The following is an 18,873-nucleotide window of genomic DNA, read 5'->3' on the forward strand; positions in this document are numbered from 1 at the left end:
TTACCAGAATTTATCTGATACCAATGATATGGAGTTAAAAAATGTAAGCCAACATTTTGGTGAGATTCGTCTTAGGAAAAAAGATGGCGGAGAAGCATGGCGTTACCACCCGTTTTTAGGCGTGTTTAGAGAAGTTAGCTGAATAATATGCGGTGTTTTTAGGTAATGATCGTGGTGATTGTTGTTCGATTCGATTACCCTGGTTGATGGTGAATCGTTTTTTGATAAACTAGAGACAGGTAAATACGACTAATACCGATCCTCTGTCGTTTAACACCGGATGCCCAAAGAGATCTGATCGAAATACGCCGATTTACCATGAAACAGTGGAGGACAGCTCAATCACAAAAATATTTGTTGGAACTACGGAGAATCACTCGTCTGCTCGCTGATACTCCTTCCTTGGGCAAGTCTAGGACTGATATTGGACTGGATATTTTGAGTTTTCCCTATGTCAGCCATGTCATTTATTACGTAGTGCATGAGCAGCAATTAGTTGTGTTCGGTGTGCTGCACAAACATATAGTGCCGTTGAACCACTTGGCTGGGTGAGAAGCGGTTTGAAGATAGCTGATTGTCTTGAATTGAGATTTGTGATAGAAAAGATTAAATGTATTCACCTGTCATTCTACTCGGAAATCGAAAAACTTTATGCTCGTCCTGAGCTTAGTACCTATGAATAATGCCAGTATTTTGCTATTAGAATGAACAGTACTATGTGATGCCGCGCACGATAAATTTCCCATTCGTGCAATAAATGAAGCGGTAATTGCGTTTCATCTATTGAAAAGTTTTTACATAATTAACCCGAATTCTGTTTAAGCTGTCACTGAAAAATCGTCTTTCGAATAGAAAATTTTCAGTGATGGCTTCTTCCATTTAAGGCAATAAGCAATCAAACCGCCTAAAACGGTCAATATAAATCCTTTTATACTTCGGTGGCGCGAATGCTCATTTGAGAAATGGTTTTTCATTGTCCATTAATTGGTTGAGTAGATCGCAGGAACTTCCCCCGCAGTCTCTGGCAGAACGGTACGTGAGCCTCTCGACTCATACTGCTCCCATCAAGCAAACGTGCCTGTCATTCCTGCCCGCCAATGGGCAAACAACCCCTGATGTGCTTTGCAATCCTTTGAAGCAGTTTTGAGGCTTGGGTTTTATGCCTGCTCAGGGCCTTGAGCTTTCGTCTGGCCCAGCGCACTAATGCTTTGTTGAGTTGTCTGAATACCTTATACAGTTCCGAACGACAAAATTACCATAATAGCTCAACCATCCACTTATCATGGGATTTAGCCAGTTTGCCATCTGTGTTAAGTTCAGTTCTGTCCGCATCCGGATCTTCAACTTGCGAATTTTGAATCTCATGGCCTTTTGCGCCGTTTTGCTGACTGCCGGCGTAAAACTCACAAACAGGCTGTTCCTTTTGTGGTTCTTCACCCATCTCGGCCTGAATGTGTATCCAAGGAAATCGAAACTGATGTGTTCATACCTGCTCTTTTGGTCCCCATCCTTGCAGTAGGCAATCCGGGTTTTGTCCGGGTGCAGTTCCAGTCCACACTCACTGAAACGTCGCGCCAGTGTTTTCTGTATTTCTCTGGCCTGTGCTTCATTCTGACAGTGAACCAGACCATCATCGGCATAACGCCCCCACTTCTGCTGGGGATGATGCTTTTGCATCCACTTATCAAAAACATAGCGCAGGAACAGATTTGCCAGCACCGGGCTGATAACTCCTCCTAATGCGCAGTAATGCCCGATTGGGTGCATGGGATCAGGCCATACACCACAAAGAGTAAGCATAATAAATTGAGGGATTACTACAGGTTATTTAAGAATCCAAGTAAATTTTCATCATGATTCCAGTCTGGTAGTACCTTTGGTGTAATATCCGGATACGCGTTTTCCAGAGCCTTGCGTAGATATCTATGGTCGATATGTCCATATGCCCCAAAATATCGCGGATATATACCAGACTGACGCCGGACTGGTATATACCCGTCATCTTTCAAGTTGCCTCTTTGTTGGCTGCACTCACTCACCCCGGTCACATAGTTATCTATGCTCCCGGGGATTCGCTCCCTTGCCGCCGCGATGCATCTTGAAATCCATAAGGTATATATTCAATGATAGTGCGGTACGAAAAATCGGGTTTTTCGGATACGGTTCTCTATTAATTAATAATTTTTCTCTTTTGGCGGTATAATCTCTTTTCCCGTGGTAAATAGCATCCCAGGATATTTTCCAATAACGGCAGGTTGTATATTGATTAATATCAATATATCTTATGATTTAGTTATTTATTTCTTGAATGGAATATAAACTAATGATAATGTTCATTGTAGATTCTTTCATGTGGTAATAATAATAGAGTTCGGCTCATATACGAATATGTAGGGACTCAATTACAGGAAGTAAAATATTTTGTCAAACAAAATCATATTATCTCGATTCAGATTGCCCATACTGGATATAAATTCCCTCAATTTTATTTTTTACTGAAAATAATCGTGCTTATTCACCGAAACAGGCTGGTACTCAGACATTATTACGGGTTTTCACCAGTACTGGTTATTCTATGGATTAATTATCAATCGCAGATAATTCCAGAAAATAACAACTTACACGGAATACAACAGAAGGTTTCGTAACTTCATATTATAAGGATTTTTTATGCTCAATGCACTGAGAAAAGAAGATGATTTGTTGTACATATCTTTAGGCACTCAGTCTTTACCAAATGCCATATTAAACAGTGCTAATAATGATAAATATGTATTTTTCAGTAATCGATCGGATTATGCTCAACAGATTAATGAAATTGCGAACTTGAAGGCGTTTTCATTACAACAACAACCTGGAATGAAAAAATGGGTGTATCACTATTATGAAAGCTTATTTAGAGTTAAACAGTTATACATAAATATTCACAAAATAACTGATGAAACAACTTTAGATGAATTTAAGATATATTTAAAGGAAATTGATGTAGGATATGATGAAATATACGAGAATAATCAATTAGTTTTAAAAACTAATGAAAATATATTTTGATATTGATACTAAATTATTTCTGACCGCATTAAAGTCCTGGTGATTTAATCTGAAATAATTGCATTAATTTAATGAAAAAGCCGGAAAGATCCCCGTGATCTTGCCGGTTTCACTCCAGCCTGACGACACGCACACCGTCACCCTGCATACCCCAGACGAGTATGTCGTCGCCTGTCCATTGACGCTGTTACCTGACGTGATGCGAGTATTCATGACTTAATGGCGCTGAATGACTCCAACCAGTTCCGCCTGCGGGCACTGGCGCTGCTTCAACAACAACGCGACTACATTCACCAGCTGGAAGAGGCCCTGAAACAGGCGCAACGCTGGCGTTTCGGCACGCACAGCGAAACCCTGCCAGTGGGCACCAAACGGAGTCAGTTCGAGGAAGATGCCGATACCGATATCGCCGTGCTGGAAACCCAGCTGTCACGCCTGCATATCAAGGAAAACGCGCCCCCGGCCCAGCCTAAACGTCAGCCTTTGCCGGCGACTTTACCCTGTGAAGATATCCGGCTGGCGCTGGAGATAGAGCCTTACTTTTATTATCAGGGAACCGTTGATACTTTTCCTGTCTCCGTCCAGAAGAGTATTATGTTCATCACTCTAGATGTGATACCTGACGGCTTCCACAAAAGCCATAAAAGCCGGCGAAGCCTGTCGCCGGTTGGGATAATAAAGATGAAATCCCTGAAAATATGGGCACCAGTCCGCTAAGACTTCCTTTAGTGTCCCGTCGGCAATGTAGGGTTTAGCTAAATATTCAGGGACATAAGCCAGTCCTATGCCATCCAGTGCGCTATTTAGAATATGAATAGTACTATTTGAGGTAAATTGACCATTGACCCGAATATTCAGCTTTCTGCCATCTTTTTCAAATTCCCATGCGTAAACGCCACCAGCAACTGAATGACGGACATTAATGCAACGGTGGTTTGTCAGATCATGAGGAGATTGCGGAATTGGATGCTGCTCAAAATAGGCGGGTGTCCCAACTACGGAGAGGCGCCAGTTCGGACCAAGACGTACTGCTATCATATCCTTACTGATAGCTTCGCCAAGCCGGATTCCGGCATCAAACCGCTCACTGACAATATTCGTGAAACCGTAATCGATACTGACCTCCACGTTAATATCAGGATATCTGGCAAGAAATCTGGCAAGCATGGGCCTCAGGATCATCTGTACCGCATCGTCTGAGCAAGTGATACGAATCGTACCCGCAGGCTTATCCCGAAGCTCACCTAATCTTTCAATTTCAGCGTTAATCTGCTCAAAAAGAGGACCAATAGAATGTAATAATCTTTCCCCTGCTTCTGTCGGTGCGACATTACGTGTTGTACGGGTTAATAAACGTACCCCGAGTCTTTCTTCCAGAGCTTTAATGGTGTGGCTGAGTGCCGATGGCGTAACGCCCATTCTTGCCGCGGCCTTTGTAAAGCTTTGCTCCCCTGCCACTAACAAAAATGCTTGAAGATCGTCCATCTTGAAACCTCAATTGTTGAATTTTTCTCACAAAAGCATGCTAATTATAACGTCTAATCAAAGAAACATTATGCAATTAAGATCTACATGAGTTTGATTATCGCCATGGCTGTTTGGGATGCATAAAACACGTCATTCCGTTCTGCTATCAGATGAATGCTGGAGAAAAATGAAAACGGTTAATACTGATGTAAGATCATACACGCATTCAACCCAGCCTCCTGCATGGGGAGCGGTCTTTTCCATGGCTCTCTGTGTTGTTGTACTGATTGCGTCAGAATTTATGCCCGTCAGCTTGCTGAGTCCAATCGCACAGGACTTGCAGATGAGCCAGGGGCAGGTAGGTCAGGCTATTTCAGTTTCAGGTTTTTTTGCTGTGCTGACCAGCCTGCTGAATACTCCCCTGACAGGTAAATTCGACCGGAAAAAAGTGCTGCTGAGTTTCACGCTACTTCTGACAACATCCGGGGTGATTGTGACACTGGCCGCTAGTAACGTGGAGTTCATGGTCGGACGGGCTTTATTGGGCATCGCCATTGGTGGTTTCTGGTCAATGGCGACGGCGACCGTGATGAGGCTGCTTCCACCTGATTCTGTTGCGAAAGGGTTGGCTCTGATAAACGGTGGCAATGCGCTGGCGGCGACCATTGCAGCTCCGCTGGGTAGCTTTCTGGGACAGTATATTGGCTGGCGAGGTGCCTTTTTTATGGTTATCCCACTTGCCATACTGGCATTTGCCTGGCAATGGCGGGGGATTCCTGCGATGGAAGCCAGTAAAAAAAGCGAAGCAGTCAATCCATTCAGGTTGCTGAAAAAAACGCAGGTTGCCTTGGGTATGGCTGGCATTATGTGGTTATTCATGGGTCAGTTCGCTGTTTTTACCTATTTGCGGCCGTTTCTGGAAACGATTACTGGCATCAGTGTTACTGAATTATCCCTCATACTCCTTCTGTTGGGTGCTAGCGGTCTGGTTGGAACATACCTCATCGGATTGTTGTTAAAAAAACGGTTGTTTGCTTACCTGATTGCTATCCCTCTCGCGATGGCAGTGGTTGCGGTAGTCCTTACCATTTTCGGCAGTTCTGGCATGGCGGTTGCGGCGTTACTGGCAACTTGGGGATTAGTCGCCACGCCAGCACCAGTTGCTTGGGGACTCTGGTTGAGCCGCGTACTGCCGGATGATGCCGAAGCTGGTGGTGGCCTAATGGTCGCGACTATTCAGTTGGCTATTACGCTGGGAACCAGTTCCGGTGGAGTAATGTTCGATGTCATGGGCTGGAAAAGTCCCTTCGTCTTTGGCGCGGTATTACTGTCGTTATCTGCCATTTTTACCTGGGCTACACAGCGTTCAGCTCATCCTGGCGTTATTGCTCATGGGTAAACATGGGCAATAGCAGAGAAAAACGTACTGACTTTTATATTTCATTAAAGGCAAATATATGAACATGAAAAAGATAGTTTCAGCAATAGCTCTGGGTACGCTGTTATCAACATCGGCAGTAGCATCTGCCGCGGATACACTGGCTTGGGATAAGACATTTGCGCAAAGCGATAAGGTGATTCACCAGAAGGTGTCGTTCTATAACCGTCTGGGAATCAATTTGGTTGCCGATATGTATATTCCAAAAAATCTGGATATGTCGAAAAAGCTCCCGGCTATTATTGTTGGTCATCCTTTTGGGGGCGTCAAAGAGCAGAGTTCGGGTTTATACGCCCAGGCAATGGCAGAGCGTGGTTTTGTCACTTTGGCTTGGGATGCATCATATAACGGCGAGAGTGGCGGAGAACCTCGTTCGATTGCCTCTCCAGAAGCTTTTGTGGAAGACTTCAGTGCAGCTGTTGACTTTATTGGCACCCGCTCATTTGTTGACAGAAATCGCATTGGTGTCATTGGTATCTGCGGGAGCGGAGGGTTTGCACTCAGTGCTGCGGCTGTCGATCCTCGTATGAAGGCTATAGTTACTGTCAGTATGTATGATATGGGTCGGGATCGCCGTCAGGGATTGGGGGACACAATGACCAAAGAGGATAGGGTCAAAGTACTTGAAGACATTGCCCAGCAGCGTTACGTCGAATTTGAAGGTGGACAGAAACGCTATGTTATAGGGACTCCGGAAGAAATTACCGCCGAGTCACCGGCTGTCGCTCGCGAGTTCTATGATTACTACCGGACGCCGAGGGGGTACCATCCTCGCTCAACAACAGCAATGTCTCTGACCAGTAACCCGGCATTAATGAATTTCTTTCCGTTCTCTCAAATAGAGGCAATCTCGCCCCGTCCGATTCTGTTCATTGCGGGTAAAAAAGCTAATTCCCGTTATTTCAGTGAGGATGCTTACAAATTGGCCGCTGAGCCTAAGGAGCTTTACATTGTTTCCGGCGCATTGCATGTGGACTTATATGATCGGACGAAATTCATTCCATTTGACAAGATTACATCATTTTTCACTAATAATTTAAAATAAGATAATAACAAACTAAAGGCGCATTTAGCGCTTTTAGTTGTTTGCTCTCCTTTTCCCCCCAATGCTAAACGCTCGTTTTACTCACAATTAGCATTCAGGAGGGAGAATTCCACAGGTTTTGTTAACACCTAGATATTAAGGAAATTACTACGCGATATATCCACCATCAACGAGATGGTAACTACCGGTAATGAAAGATGCATCCTGAGATAGCAGGAAGCAAGCTAGTGCAGCGACTTCATCTGGTGTTCCGAGACGGCCGATAGGATGAAGCTTGATTGCTTCTTGGACTACATTGGTGTCGAGCCTAGACATCAACGGCGTGTCGATGTAACCAGGCCCGACGGCGTTAATTCGGAGCCCTTGTTTTGCATACTCCAGCGCGGCGGTCTTTGTCATGCCTAGCACCGCATGCTTGGCTGCTACGTATGCAATCGAGTTGGCGAGACCAACACTACTTGCGGCCGAGGCCATGTTAACAATTGCACCACCGCCAGAAGCCAACATCGCTGGAATTTCATACTTCATTGAGTACAGGACACCGTGCATGTTGACGTTGATGACTTGATGCCAGTCATCCAACGGATAGTCCACGGTCCGATGGAACGAGCCGGCTATCCCTGCGTTGTTGACCGCCAGGTGTAGTGCCCCAAAGGTTTCTACCGTTTGGGCCACTAAGCGCTCCACCGCGGATGCTTGGGAGACGTCAAGCTGAATGGCGATAGCATTATCAAGCTCATTGGCAAGGGTTTGAGCAGCGTTGCCGTTAAGATCGGCCACGACAACTTTTGCGCCGTTTGCCGCTAGTCGGCGGCATATTGCAGCACCAATACCCATGGCACCACCGGTAACGATTGCCACCTTATTGTTAAAATCTAAAGTCATATGTTCTGCTCCTGTAAATGATGCGGAATAAGTTCATACTATCCTTGACATATCCTAATTGATTCAGGCAACTCAGTATTTTTAATAAGTGATCAAATTAGTTCTAACTTGTACTGATCTTTTTTCTATTTACGTTAACGATATTATCTTAATTCTATTAAAATAATTCCTAATAAATTGTTTTTCAACTTAATCTTATATTTTGTATAATTTGGCGCATTGAATGATTTTGTAAATATTGAATAGGTCGCATTTTGTATTAATATCATATCCATTATCTAGAATAGATAGCTAATTTTTATGACATTTGCCAAAATAAAATTTTTTATAATTAAATATACAAGCATTTAGCTTATATTTAAAAATACTTAATGTTTTTTAATAATCTCAATTTGACATTAATATAAAGAAAATAAAATATGGAGTGATTTAACATTTACACATAATAAATACAAATAACGATTTCACTTTTAACAATGAAGCTAAGCGTTTGCCAATGAAAATTGCAGAAAATTAAATGAAATTATTAAATAAATAGGAAAAAATGAAATTTATTATTTGGAATGATAAATTGACGGCAAAGATAATATCTATTATTTCTGTCGTAAAGTAGTCGTTGGTTTAAGCTTCTGAATAAGGCGTTGGTAATCGGTTACGATAGGGATGTTTTATAATACTAATATATTAAGAAATGATTAACTGTTTAGCGATGAGGTGATCATTCGGTATGAATTGGTTATCGGGTTTTTCCTATCTAAAAGCAAGATTGAGGAAAGTGATAATCGCTATTGAATCGTTTTCACTTGAAAAGACTTTACTTGTTTCTCTAATCTAAGTAAATCATTGAGGTAGGGAACAATACAGTCAATTTGTTACAAATAATCTCAATAGGCAGGGGTATTGTTGTCTGAAATTTAAGAGCATTTAGATATAGTCAATTTTCTTAACTGGATAGTTAATTTTATATTAAGTTATCATCAGATTGTTCACTCCTTTTGTTGTTTTGGTTATCGGTTTACTCTGGTTTTTGAAAGTTAAATTCGGTCAAATTTTATTTTACATTTGAATAGATAAATTTCATGCGTTATTAATGAATAATTATTTATTTATTCATTTCATCTATATGTAGTAGATTTAATTTATTCCCTATTTACTCCCTATTTATTCATTAAATGTGCATAAACCATGCATAAAAATACTTTTTGGAATTTTGAACAAGATCAAAAAGTATTTTTTTTGTGTACAACTTGTGTTGACTTTGTTAAGTAGGGGCAACAGTATCTGTCTAATGGCTGAGCAACTATGTTTTAGGAAATAGTCATGGGATTAATAAGAATAATATTAAATAGATCCTGTAATCTTATTATTTTTAAGGCTTTTTAGGTTTCAATTTGGTAAACCTTTTACTCGGCATACATTAAATAAGTTGTGTAAGTGTGAGACGAAAAATGATGCGGGGCATATTACTTTCTCTCATCCGTGTACTCTCTATTTTAAGGGGAAATTATCTATGTTAGAAAATATTCAGAGAAGTTGGTTTGAACACTATATGGTGCCCTGTTTCTCTCCTGCTAAGTTCATACCTGTTCGGGCCAAAGGTTCGAAAGTATGGGATCAAGATGGCAAGGAATATATCGATTTTGCCGGTGGAATTGCCGTTAATTCATTAGGGCATGCACATCCTGAATTAAAGGATGCGTTAATTTCTCAGATTGATAAAATATGGCATATAGGTAATGGTTACACCAATGAACCTGTCCTAAAATTAGCAAAAAGACTCGTGGAAAATACTTTTGCTGATAAAGCGTTTTTCTGTAATTCAGGGGCAGAGGCTAACGAAGCAGCATTAAAGTTAGCCAGAAAATATGCCGCTGATAAATATGGAAAAAATAAGAATGAGATTATTTCATTTAAAGATTCTTTTCATGGTAGAACATTATTTACCGTTACAGTAGGAGGGCAGCCAAAATATTCACAAGATTATGCCCCTCTCCCGCAAGAAATTACGCATCTTCCTTATAATAATTTAGCGGCGATCAGAGAACACATTTCTGAAAATACCTGTGCGGTTATTGTCGAACCTATTATCGGTGAGGGCGGTGTTATTCCCGCAGATCCTGCATTCTTGCAGGAATTACGTACCTTATGTGATCGTTTTCAAGCGCTGCTTATTTTTGATGAAATTCAAACTGGGGTGGGCCGTACAGGATACCTTTATGCTTATCAGGAATATGGTATTGAGCCTGATATTCTTACCAGTGCTAAAGGTCTCGGTGGCGGTTTTCCTATCGGAGCTATGTTGACAAAACAACATATTGCAGCGGTTTTTCAACCTGGAACGCACGGTACCACGTTTGGCGGTAATCCTCTGGCGGCGGCGGTTGCCAATAAGGTGCTTTCTATTGTTAATCAGGCGGAGCTGCTCACCGGCGTTTTGCAACGTCATGATTACTTCATGGATAAATTATCGAAACTGAATCAGCGTTACCAAATATTCAGTTGCTTGCGAGGTAAAGGGCTGCTTTTAGGTGCTGAATTGGATAAGGCTTGGCAAGGTAAGGCGAAGCAATTAACTAACTTGGCAGCAGAGGAGGGATTAATTGCTTTGATCGCGGGTCCAGATGTGTTGCGCTTTGCGCCAGCATTAAATATCGAATTTGCTGATATTGATGAAGGTCTGGTTCGTCTTGAAAGCACCATCATGCGGTTTGTAGGTTAATAGTAAATTGAAGGTGATGTTATGATGCTTTTCCGAGCTGTCCGGCATAGTGACTTAAATGGGGTTCAGTCTTTATCTCAACGCGCGGGTATAGGTTTGACATCTTTTCCCAATAACCTGGAGCAATTACGCTCACGTATTGCACGTAGCGTTGATACTTTTGAGGGAAAACTGACCAGGGCTCAGCAGGGATTCCTTTTTGTGCTGGAAGATATCAGCGTGAATCGTGTGGCGGGTGTCAGTGCTATCGAAGTGGCGGTTGGGCTGGAGGAGCCGTTTTATAACTTTCGGGTACAAAAAACCATTCGTTCATCACGTGAATTGGGAATTTATAAATCTATTGAAGCGTTGACTTTGGAACAAGATCAGACCGGTAACAGTGAATTGTGTACTTTGTTCCTTGATCCGGAATATCAGAAGGGAAGAAATGGGGTATTTCTCTCCAAAGCACGTTTTCTTTTTATCGCCGCATTTAGGGATATTTTTTCTAAAATTATATTCGCTGAAATGCGAGGGGTTGCAGATGAGCAAGGAAATTCCCCTTTCTGGAATTCACTGGGACAACATTTTTTTGGCATTCCTTTTTCCCAGGCAGATTACTTAACCGGTATTGGGTCGAAAACCTTTATTGCCGAACTCATGCCCCTTCATCCTATTTATATCTCCTTATTATCTGCTGAGGCGCAGAAGGTGATTGGGCAGGTCCATGAGAAAACAGTACCCGCGCGGGCAATTCTTGAAAAAGAAGGTCTTATTTATCAAGATCATATAGATATTTTTGATGGCGGCGCTTTATTACAGGCTGAGATTGACCGGATACGTGCGGTAAAAGAGAGTCGTCTCGTTTCTGTCAGTAAAGCTGAATCAGTGACCAGAGATGATGGTGTTCCTTGTATCGTTGCCAATCAGCAGTTTAGTGAATTTCGAGCGCTTTTATTGAATGTGGCGTGTGACAGTAATGAACTTTTTTTAACAACCGCAGAGATGGATGCACTTCAAGTAAGCGATGGGGAGCAGGTGCGACGGGTTAGTCTCTTTCCAAAGGAAAATTAAGCATGAATTATAAAGCACATTACATTGGGGGAAGATGGATTGAGGGACAGGGTGAGTCGATAACTAAATTTTCCCCAATAGATCAACAGATTCTGTGGCAAGCTAACAGCGCCGATGCTTCGCAAGTCAGAGCCGCTTGTCATGCTGCTCGTGAGGCGTTTTATGCCTGGTCACATTTGCCTGCCAGTGAGCGGATTAAGGTCATTCAGACGTTTGCGGCTTTGCTGAATGAGGAGAAAGAGACGCTTGCTCGTGTTATCAGTCAGGAAACCAGTAAACCGTTATGGGAAACTCGGACTGAAATACAATCCATGATAGGTAAAGCGGCTATTTCTATCGAAGCGTGGGAACAGCGTACCGGTGAGTCAGAAACGATTATGCCAGACGGCCGTGCCTTACTGCGTCACCGTCCTCACGGCGTGATGGCGGTTTTTGGTCCGTATAACTTTCCCGGACATTTGCCTAATGGTCATATTATTCCCGCGCTTATTGCGGGTAATACACTGGTGTTTAAACCGAGTGAATTGACACCGATGACCGCGGAAGAGACGGTGAAACTATGGGAAAAAGCCGGTTTGCCCGCAGGTGTGCTCAATCTGGTTCAGGGAGCGCGCAATACCGGGACAGCATTGCTGGAGGATAAGCAGATTGATGGCGTGCTGTTTACGGGAAGTGCCAATACTGGCTTTCACTTTCACCGAGTGCTTGGCGGTCAGCCAGAGAAGATGTTGGCACTTGAAATGGGGGGAAACAATGCATTGATCGTCGATGCTTGCGACGATATTGATGCCGCTGTTTACACCATTGTGCAGTCAGCGTTTATCTCCGCTGGTCAACGTTGCACCTGTGCCCGCAGATTGTTGGTCAAAAATGGTGCGCACGGAGATGCGGTGATTAAGCGTCTGGTGGAGGTGACAGAGCGGATCATACCATCCCATTGGGATGCCCAACCTCAACCGTTCATTGGTGGAGTCATTTCTCTACAGGCTGTGCAGAATCTATTGGAAGCTCAAGATCGGCTACAAAAACTGGGTGGTATTTCTTTGGTTTCGCTGGAGCAATGCCAGCCGCAATCAACGTTGTTGACCCCAGGGATTATTGATGTTAGCCAAGTCGCTGATGCTCCTGATGAGGAGTATTTCGGGCCGCTGCTCATGCTTATGCGTTATGACACATTTGATGAGGCGCTGGCAATTGCCAATAACACCCGATTCGGATTGGCTACCGGTTTAATTTCGCCGGATGCTGCTCTGTTCCAACGTCTGTCGGAAGATGCCAGAGCGGGCATTGTGAACTGGAATAAGCCGTTGACTGGGGCTTCCAGTAAAGCGCCTTTCGGTGGCATTGGTGCGTCAGGAAATTACCGACCTAGTGCTTATTATGCTGCTGATTACTGTGCCTGGCCGATGTCATCTCTGGTTGCCGACGAACTCACTTTACCTGAAACGCTTGCGCCGGGGCTTCATTTCCCTGAATAACCGTTTAACGGGATAGGTTTCAATTTATACAATTTTTCCAGAGGGATTTATGGCTGGTTTTGAAGCAAATTTTGATGGGTTGGTCGGCCTGACCCATCACTATGCGGGGCTTTCTGTGGGTAATAAGGCTTCGATTAATAATAAAGACAGCGTATCTAACCCGCGTAAAGCCGCGCTGCAAGGGTTGATGAAAATGAAAGCGCTGGCTGATGAGGGGTTTATTCAAGGAGTGCTTCCTCCTCAACAACGCCCTAATATTCCAGCCTTGCGTAATTTAGGTTTTGTGGGCAGTGATGAGCAGATACTGCATAAAGCAGCCAAATATTCTCCGGTGTTATTATCAAAACTGAGTTCTGCTTCATCAATGTGGACCGCAAATGCGGCAACCGTGTCGCCTTCGGCGGATAGCGCTGATCAGCGAGTTCATTTCACGGTAGCTAATTTAAACAATAAATTGCACCGTTCGCTGGAAATAGAAACGACGGCCGCTGCGTTAAAAGCCACTTTTGCTGATCAAAACTATTTTGTCCATCACCAGGCTCTTCCACAACATGAAGATTTTGGTGATGAAGGGGCGGCAAACCATAATCGCCTTGGCGGTGATTATGATACGCCTGGCGTACAGGTGTTTGTCTATGGCCGTAGCGCATTTCGCGGCGGCCCAATGCCCAAATGTTATCCTGCGCGGCAAACATTGGAAGCCAGTGAAGCGATTGCGCGGTTGCATCAGCTTAATCCGGCACAAACCGTTTTTGTACAGCAAAACCCGGTCGCCATTGACAGTGGGGTTTTCCATAACGATGTGATTGCGGTCAGCAACCGGAATGTCCTTTTTCACCATCAATATGCTTATCTTAATCAGTCTCAGGTTCTGACCGAAATTAAAGAGAAAATGGCGATATTGGGACAGAATTTTGTCACGATTGAGGTGCCTGCTGAGCAGATCAGCATCAAAGATGCGGTTGATTCTTATCTCTTTAATAGTCAGTTACTGAGTAAAACTGATGGGAAAATGGTGATCGTTGTTCCTGAAGAGTGCCGCCAACATTCCGCTGTCTGGGATTATTTGCAGTCGCTGAGTGCACAAACCTCTTCGCCTATTAATGAAGTCCGTGTTTTTGATTTGCGGGAAAGTATGCGCAATGGCGGCGGCCCGGCCTGTTTGCGTCTGAGGGTGGTACTCAACGATGCTGAATTTCGTGCTGTTAATCCCGCAACATTGATGAATACGCAACTTCACCAGCGCCTGACCAAATGGATAGCGCACCATTATCGTGATGAATTATGCGCTAGTGATCTGGCCGATCCCCAATTACTTCGTGAAGTTTATACCGCGCTGGATGAGCTTACGCAGATCCTGAATTTAGGATCGATCTATGAATTTCAGCGCTAAATTGGAGCAGATATGGATCTGTTAACGTTATTGCTTGAAAAAAAACTTGCCGACCATCTGATATTTCCGGAAACAATAAATGCGCATTGGCTGGCAGAAGGGGTACTGCAACTGATTCCCCATGAGGGAGAAAATCGGTCTTTGGTGATTTCTGCCGGTATTCACGGTAATGAAACCGCGCCTATTGAAATATTGATTCAGTTACTTGCACAGTTGGCGGATGGCACGTTAACACTAAAAAATAACTTGTTGATCATCTTCGGTAATTTGCCTGCGATGCGTGCGAATCGACGTTATTTACATCATGATTTGAATCGCATGTTTGGTGGCCGTTACCTGAATTTTCCGCTAGGAAATGAGCGATCACGTGCGGCTGAACTTGAAGACGTTGTGAGTCGCTTTTTTGCTGAACCTTCGGTGTCGTCGGCAAATATTCGCTGGCATATTGATCTGCATACCGCTATACGCGCTTCTCACCATGAGCAATTTGCCTTGTTACCTGCTCAGAATCGCCCCTTTTCTGCTGAATTTATGCAATGGTTGCATGACAGCGATATTGATGCGCTGGTTTATCATCGTGAGAAAGCTGGGACTTTCAGCCATTTTCTGAGTGAAAAGTTTGGGGCGGATAGTTGTACAATGGAGATGGGTAAAGCAATGCCTTTTGGGGAAAATGATTTAACCAGATTTCAAAAAATTACGGATGCGCTTTATGGTTTAATTTCTTTATCGCAAATAGCAGCACGTATTAAATCTGAGCTGAAACATTACCAGGTAATTAATTCCATTATTAAGAGTCACGACAGTTTTCAACTTCATATCCCCGCGGATACCTTGAACTTTACTGAATTGCCAGAAGGATTTGAAATCGCCAGCCAACATGATCGCCATTGGAAAATTAAATTTCCGGCGAAGTTTATTTTATTTCCTAATGCTGAGGTTGCTAATGGATTACGGGCAGGATTGTTACTTGCTTTAAATGAAAAAATAATTAAATAAATAAGACATTATTCCATTTTCTTCCTGAAGCCGTAAAAACTTCTTCTTCAGAAAGATTTAGCAGTCAACTGCTTCTTTAATGACGGACGGGTATTATCATGACTAAAAATAATAAAACTCAACAAAACCTTTCGGCAGAGAAATTTGCTGATACACAAACGCTTCATAGAGGGCTGAGTGCACGTCATATTCAATTGATTTCCATTGGTGGTGCTATTGGCACAGGTTTATTTATGGGGTCAGGAAAAACCATTGCCGTATCGGGTACATCGATCATTATTACCTATGCGATTGTTGGTTTTTTTGTCTATATGGTGATGCGGGCAATGGGAGAATTGCTGCTGACTAAACTGAATTATCGCTCTTTTGCTGATTTTGTATCGGATTATTTAGGGACCAAAGCCAGTTTTTTTCTCGGCTGGACTTATTGGATGAGTTGGATTGTCTCTTGTATTGCTGATGTTGTTGTATGTGGCGGCTACATTCAATATTGGTTTCCCGGTGTTTCTCTTTGGGTGCCCGCATTTATAACGCTAGGTTTACTGGGTACATGTAATCTTCTTTCTGTCCGCTTATTTGGTGAAACTGAATTCTGGTTCGCCATGATTAAGGTCATTGCGATTTTAGCGCTAATTATTATTGGCGTTGGTATGGTGATGGTAGGCTGGCAATCACCGGATGGTATGATCGCCTCTGTGAATAATTTGACTGATCCATCGGTATTTTTGCCAAATGGTATTTTTGGTTTTTTTGCTGGTTTTCAAATAGCGATTTTTTCTTTTACCGGTGTTGAGTTAGTTGGCACGATGACGGCAGAAACAAAAGATCCGGAAAAGATATTGCCGAAAGCAATTAATTATATCCCGATGAGAATTATGATTTTCTATATTTTCTCCATGTTGAGCATCATTGCCGTCACTTCTTGGGGACGGATCTCAGCTGAAACCAGCCCTTTTGTGACACTATTTGCCTTGGCGGGTCTGCCTGCCGCTGCCGCAGTGGTTAATTTTGTTGCATTAACGTCAGCAATGTCCTCTGCTAATAGTGGATTATATGCTTGTACACGTATGCTTTATGGCTTATCAACGGAAAAAAACGCACACCAGAAATTTAAAATTCTTTCCCGCAATACGGCGATTCCTGTACATAGTCTGATATTTTCTTGTTTCTGTATGGTGGTTGGTACGTCACTTTTATTTATTGTACCGAATGTCATGCAGTTATTTACTATTGTATCAACCGTTGCTTCGATTATGGTGATTTATAGCTGGTGTGTGATTTTGGTTGCCTATTTGGTTTATCGTAAGAATTGCCCTGATGTGCATAAACGTTCAATATTTAAGATGCCTTTGGGGATGTTAATGACTTGGCTGACCCTGATTTTTTTCATCTTTACCATAGTGGTAATGGTTTTTGACCCGGATACCCTGGTCGCGCTCTGTGGCACGCCTTTATGGTTTATTATGTTAAGTATTTTATGGCGCGTGAAAAAGAGAAATGAGGCACAGGAAGAACAACGTTATCAGATATCAAAAGAGAGTTTTCGTTCATAGACAGGAATGAAGAAATAACGAATTGAAACAGATAGAAAAATGGCTTTAATGGTGATCTCATATTAGCCGAAACGGCTCACTTGATTGCATGATATTCAACGGATACCAAACAATTAACTCAGGTGATAATCAAATCGTTTGCGAGCAGGGGCTTGCCTTTGCTGATATTTTAGTCAAAGTTACGTTATTTCTTTTGACCTATTTCCAATTGAGAATTTGTTAAGCTTCATGACCTCGGCGCTTTTATTAAATATTTAAATTAAATTTATTGATGATTTATTTTGTTTTTAGTCAAATTTTTTAATTAATTATGAGTTGCTCACTGACAATGTTCAATGGACAGGCTGGACGTCTGTCATAAAAAACGTCACGCCAAATTGGCTAAGTAATATCAATAATTAGCGTGAGGCAACGGCATTACGTGACTTGAATATGTGCGCAATAATATGTTTATGAAATGTGATTATGGGGATGAGAAAGCCCGTTAATATTGGTGTTTATAGGATGTGTAGTCTTGTCGTTTGGAATCGACTTGGCGGGAATCATGATATCGGTAACATTAATGTTAGGACGTTTAATAACCATTTTAGTCAACGCTTTTGGTTTCTCTACAGCGAGGATATACAACATCAATCTTTGCTATTAATGTATCTCAAATAGTACAGGATATAGATTAAATATTAATATTACTAATTGTTTGATAATAGATTATATGTAAATATATAATCTATTATCAATTGTCTACTGATAATTGATAACTGTTGTGGAGGAGGATGTTCATAGTGAGTGAAATTTAGCGATCCACTAGGAAAATCGAAATGGGTCATACAGTTTTCAGAGCTATAACACAGCCTTTAAATTGCTAATAAAATCAATAATATTAATATAGGCGTATATGCAACAAGTTAACATCTCAAACAGCCACCGTCTGGTTCAATCCGAGGCTGAGCTACTCGACCTTATTCTCACCGAAGTGACTAATGCTCCACATCCGGATCTCGTTATTATGGCAGGGCATTTCATGCTCTTCCTTGATGAAGAACGAGGATGCCTTGTTCCTGGAGTGATCGAAGAAAATACGGCTCCTATGCGAGAAAAAATTGAGCGACGCGTAGGAATCTTTCCTGGATACACTTGGGAACTTGGTGTTCGAATCGCAGAGCAGCTTAAACATCAATTCGAAGCGATAAAATTCCTGCTGCTCATCAACGATTGGCAATATGTTTCGCGCGACAGCGGGCCAGCATCTGAACTAAGACGTGCCTTCTATGAGCAATTCTCCGCGCTTCCGGCCTCGTACAGATCTATCTTAGAGCGCAGTGGGCAATTTTCTGAGCAAAACATGCTCGCAAGCCGGAAACATCCTATTGCCTATCCGGAGACTTGGCTGAAATACCGATTCCAGAAAAGCGCCGATAAGTTGGTCAAAGCAGGGCTGTTAAATCGCCGCGTTCTCGACAATGGCCCTGATGCCGGAACTGAAATTTCTCTTGTGGACGAAAACGGCGATTACCGACCTCTCATTACCTGCGGCGTTACCGGATGTGCGGGAGAGATCACCGAGATGATCTCCGAGGTCTACAAGGCGCAACATCGCCTTCTGGTGATCTTCGCCCCTGGCGAATGCTTCCAACCAGTTAAAACAGGGGTAAGCACAGCGCTCTCTCTGTATGGGCTTTCGGGCATGAAGGTGATTGTTGCGGATCCCGGTGGAAGCGGAGAGATGCAGACACAAGAGATCTACTCGAAGCTTGTTAACGTTGCCGTCTTCACTTCCTGATGGGGAGTCGCT

General features: G+C 42.8%; 15 protein-coding genes and 2 pseudogenes. 12 read left to right on the top strand and 5 right to left on the bottom strand.

The features are described 5' to 3' along the window. The first annotated feature begins 258 nt into the window (after positions 1 to 258). A complete protein-coding gene (locus CKY02_RS01890) occupies positions 259 to 552 on the top strand; it encodes a type II toxin-antitoxin system RelE/ParE family toxin (protein WP_275658197.1) in 294 nt (97 codons plus the stop codon). A gap of 266 nt (positions 553 to 818) precedes the next feature. Here the strand turns inward: CKY02_RS01890 and CKY02_RS01895 are convergent. From CKY02_RS01895 to CKY02_RS23440, 3 genes and pseudogenes are all read right to left on the bottom strand, one after another. Beyond that, positions 819 to 953, bottom strand: a pseudogene (locus CKY02_RS01895) (IS982 family transposase); the annotation flags it as partial. Between the two features lie 247 nt (positions 954 to 1,200). Then, entirely contained in the window at positions 1,201 to 1,767 is a 567-nt protein-coding gene (locus tag CKY02_RS01900; protein WP_240001974.1) for a reverse transcriptase domain-containing protein, read from the bottom strand. 50 nt (positions 1,768 to 1,817) lie between these two features. Next, positions 1,818 to 2,048, bottom strand: a complete 231-nt coding sequence (locus CKY02_RS23440; protein WP_146747379.1) for a hypothetical protein — start codon at positions 2,046 to 2,048, stop codon at positions 1,818 to 1,820. A gap of 622 nt (positions 2,049 to 2,670) precedes the next feature. Between CKY02_RS23440 and CKY02_RS01905 the strand changes: the two genes are divergently transcribed. Together CKY02_RS01905 and CKY02_RS01915 are read left to right on the top strand one after the other, a co-directional pair. Then, entirely contained in the window at positions 2,671 to 3,051 is a 381-nt protein-coding gene (locus CKY02_RS01905; protein WP_112894021.1) for a hypothetical protein, read from the top strand. 219 nt (positions 3,052 to 3,270) lie between these two features. After that, positions 3,271 to 3,585, top strand: a pseudogene (locus CKY02_RS01915) (transposase domain-containing protein); the annotation flags it as partial. 72 nt (positions 3,586 to 3,657) lie between these two features. Here the strand turns inward: CKY02_RS01915 and CKY02_RS01920 are convergent. Continuing rightward, the gene (locus tag CKY02_RS01920; RefSeq protein ID WP_112894022.1) at positions 3,658 to 4,536 is read right to left on the bottom strand and encodes a LysR family transcriptional regulator; all 879 of its coding nucleotides are present in this window, start codon (positions 4,534 to 4,536) and stop codon (positions 3,658 to 3,660) included. A gap of 169 nt (positions 4,537 to 4,705) precedes the next feature. Between CKY02_RS01920 and CKY02_RS01925 the strand changes: the two genes are divergently transcribed. Beyond that, entirely contained in the window at positions 4,706 to 5,917 is a 1,212-nt protein-coding gene (locus tag CKY02_RS01925) for an MFS transporter (RefSeq protein WP_112894023.1), read from the top strand. 64 nt (positions 5,918 to 5,981) lie between these two features. Continuing rightward, the gene (locus tag CKY02_RS01930) at positions 5,982 to 7,001 is read left to right on the top strand and encodes an alpha/beta hydrolase (protein WP_112894220.1); all 1,020 of its coding nucleotides are present in this window, start codon (positions 5,982 to 5,984) and stop codon (positions 6,999 to 7,001) included. Between the two features lie 147 nt (positions 7,002 to 7,148). Here CKY02_RS01930 and CKY02_RS01935 read toward each other — a convergent pair whose 3' ends face one another. Further along, positions 7,149 to 7,886 (bottom strand): SDR family NAD(P)-dependent oxidoreductase, encoded by a 738-nt coding sequence (locus CKY02_RS01935; RefSeq protein WP_112894024.1) that lies wholly within the window; start codon positions 7,884 to 7,886, stop codon positions 7,149 to 7,151. Between the two features lie 1,510 nt (positions 7,887 to 9,396). On the opposite strand from CKY02_RS01935, the gene astC reads away from it, so the two are divergent. The 7 genes from astC to CKY02_RS01975 all read left to right on the top strand — a co-directional run bounded on the left by astC (position 9,397) and on the right by CKY02_RS01975 (position 18,861). Beyond that, positions 9,397 to 10,605 carry an aspartate aminotransferase family protein gene (astC, locus tag CKY02_RS01940; RefSeq protein ID WP_112894025.1) on the top strand — a complete coding sequence of 403 codons (1,209 nt, stop codon included), beginning with the start codon at positions 9,397 to 9,399 and terminating at the stop codon, positions 10,603 to 10,605. A 21-nt stretch (positions 10,606 to 10,626) separates the two neighbouring features. Then, positions 10,627 to 11,658 (top strand): arginine N-succinyltransferase, encoded by a 1,032-nt coding sequence (gene astA / locus CKY02_RS01945; RefSeq protein WP_112894026.1) that lies wholly within the window; start codon positions 10,627 to 10,629, stop codon positions 11,656 to 11,658. Positions 11,659 to 11,660: 2 nt separating this feature from the next. Beyond that, a complete protein-coding gene (gene astD / locus CKY02_RS01950) occupies positions 11,661 to 13,136 on the top strand; it encodes a succinylglutamate-semialdehyde dehydrogenase (protein WP_112894027.1) in 1,476 nt (491 codons plus the stop codon). Positions 13,137 to 13,185: 49 nt separating this feature from the next. Beyond that, positions 13,186 to 14,529, top strand: coding sequence for an N-succinylarginine dihydrolase (gene astB / locus CKY02_RS01955; protein WP_112894028.1), 1,344 nt, complete (start codon positions 13,186 to 13,188; stop codon positions 14,527 to 14,529). A 12-nt stretch (positions 14,530 to 14,541) separates the two neighbouring features. Continuing rightward, positions 14,542 to 15,528: a succinylglutamate desuccinylase gene (gene astE / locus CKY02_RS01960; protein ID WP_112894029.1), complete on the top strand. Its 987-nt coding sequence runs from the start codon at positions 14,542 to 14,544 to the stop codon at positions 15,526 to 15,528. Between the two features lie 98 nt (positions 15,529 to 15,626). Beyond that, a complete protein-coding gene (locus CKY02_RS01965) occupies positions 15,627 to 17,081 on the top strand; it encodes an amino acid permease (RefSeq protein ID WP_112894030.1) in 1,455 nt (484 codons plus the stop codon). Between the two features lie 895 nt (positions 17,082 to 17,976). After that, a complete protein-coding gene (locus CKY02_RS01975; protein ID WP_112894032.1) occupies positions 17,977 to 18,861 on the top strand; it encodes an LPD16 domain-containing protein in 885 nt (294 codons plus the stop codon). Positions 18,862 to 18,873 lie beyond the last annotated feature (12 nt).

Origin of the sequence: Photorhabdus bodei (assembly GCF_003287735.1) — a bacterium.
GTDB lineage: Bacteria > Pseudomonadota > Gammaproteobacteria > Enterobacterales > Enterobacteriaceae > Photorhabdus > Photorhabdus kayaii.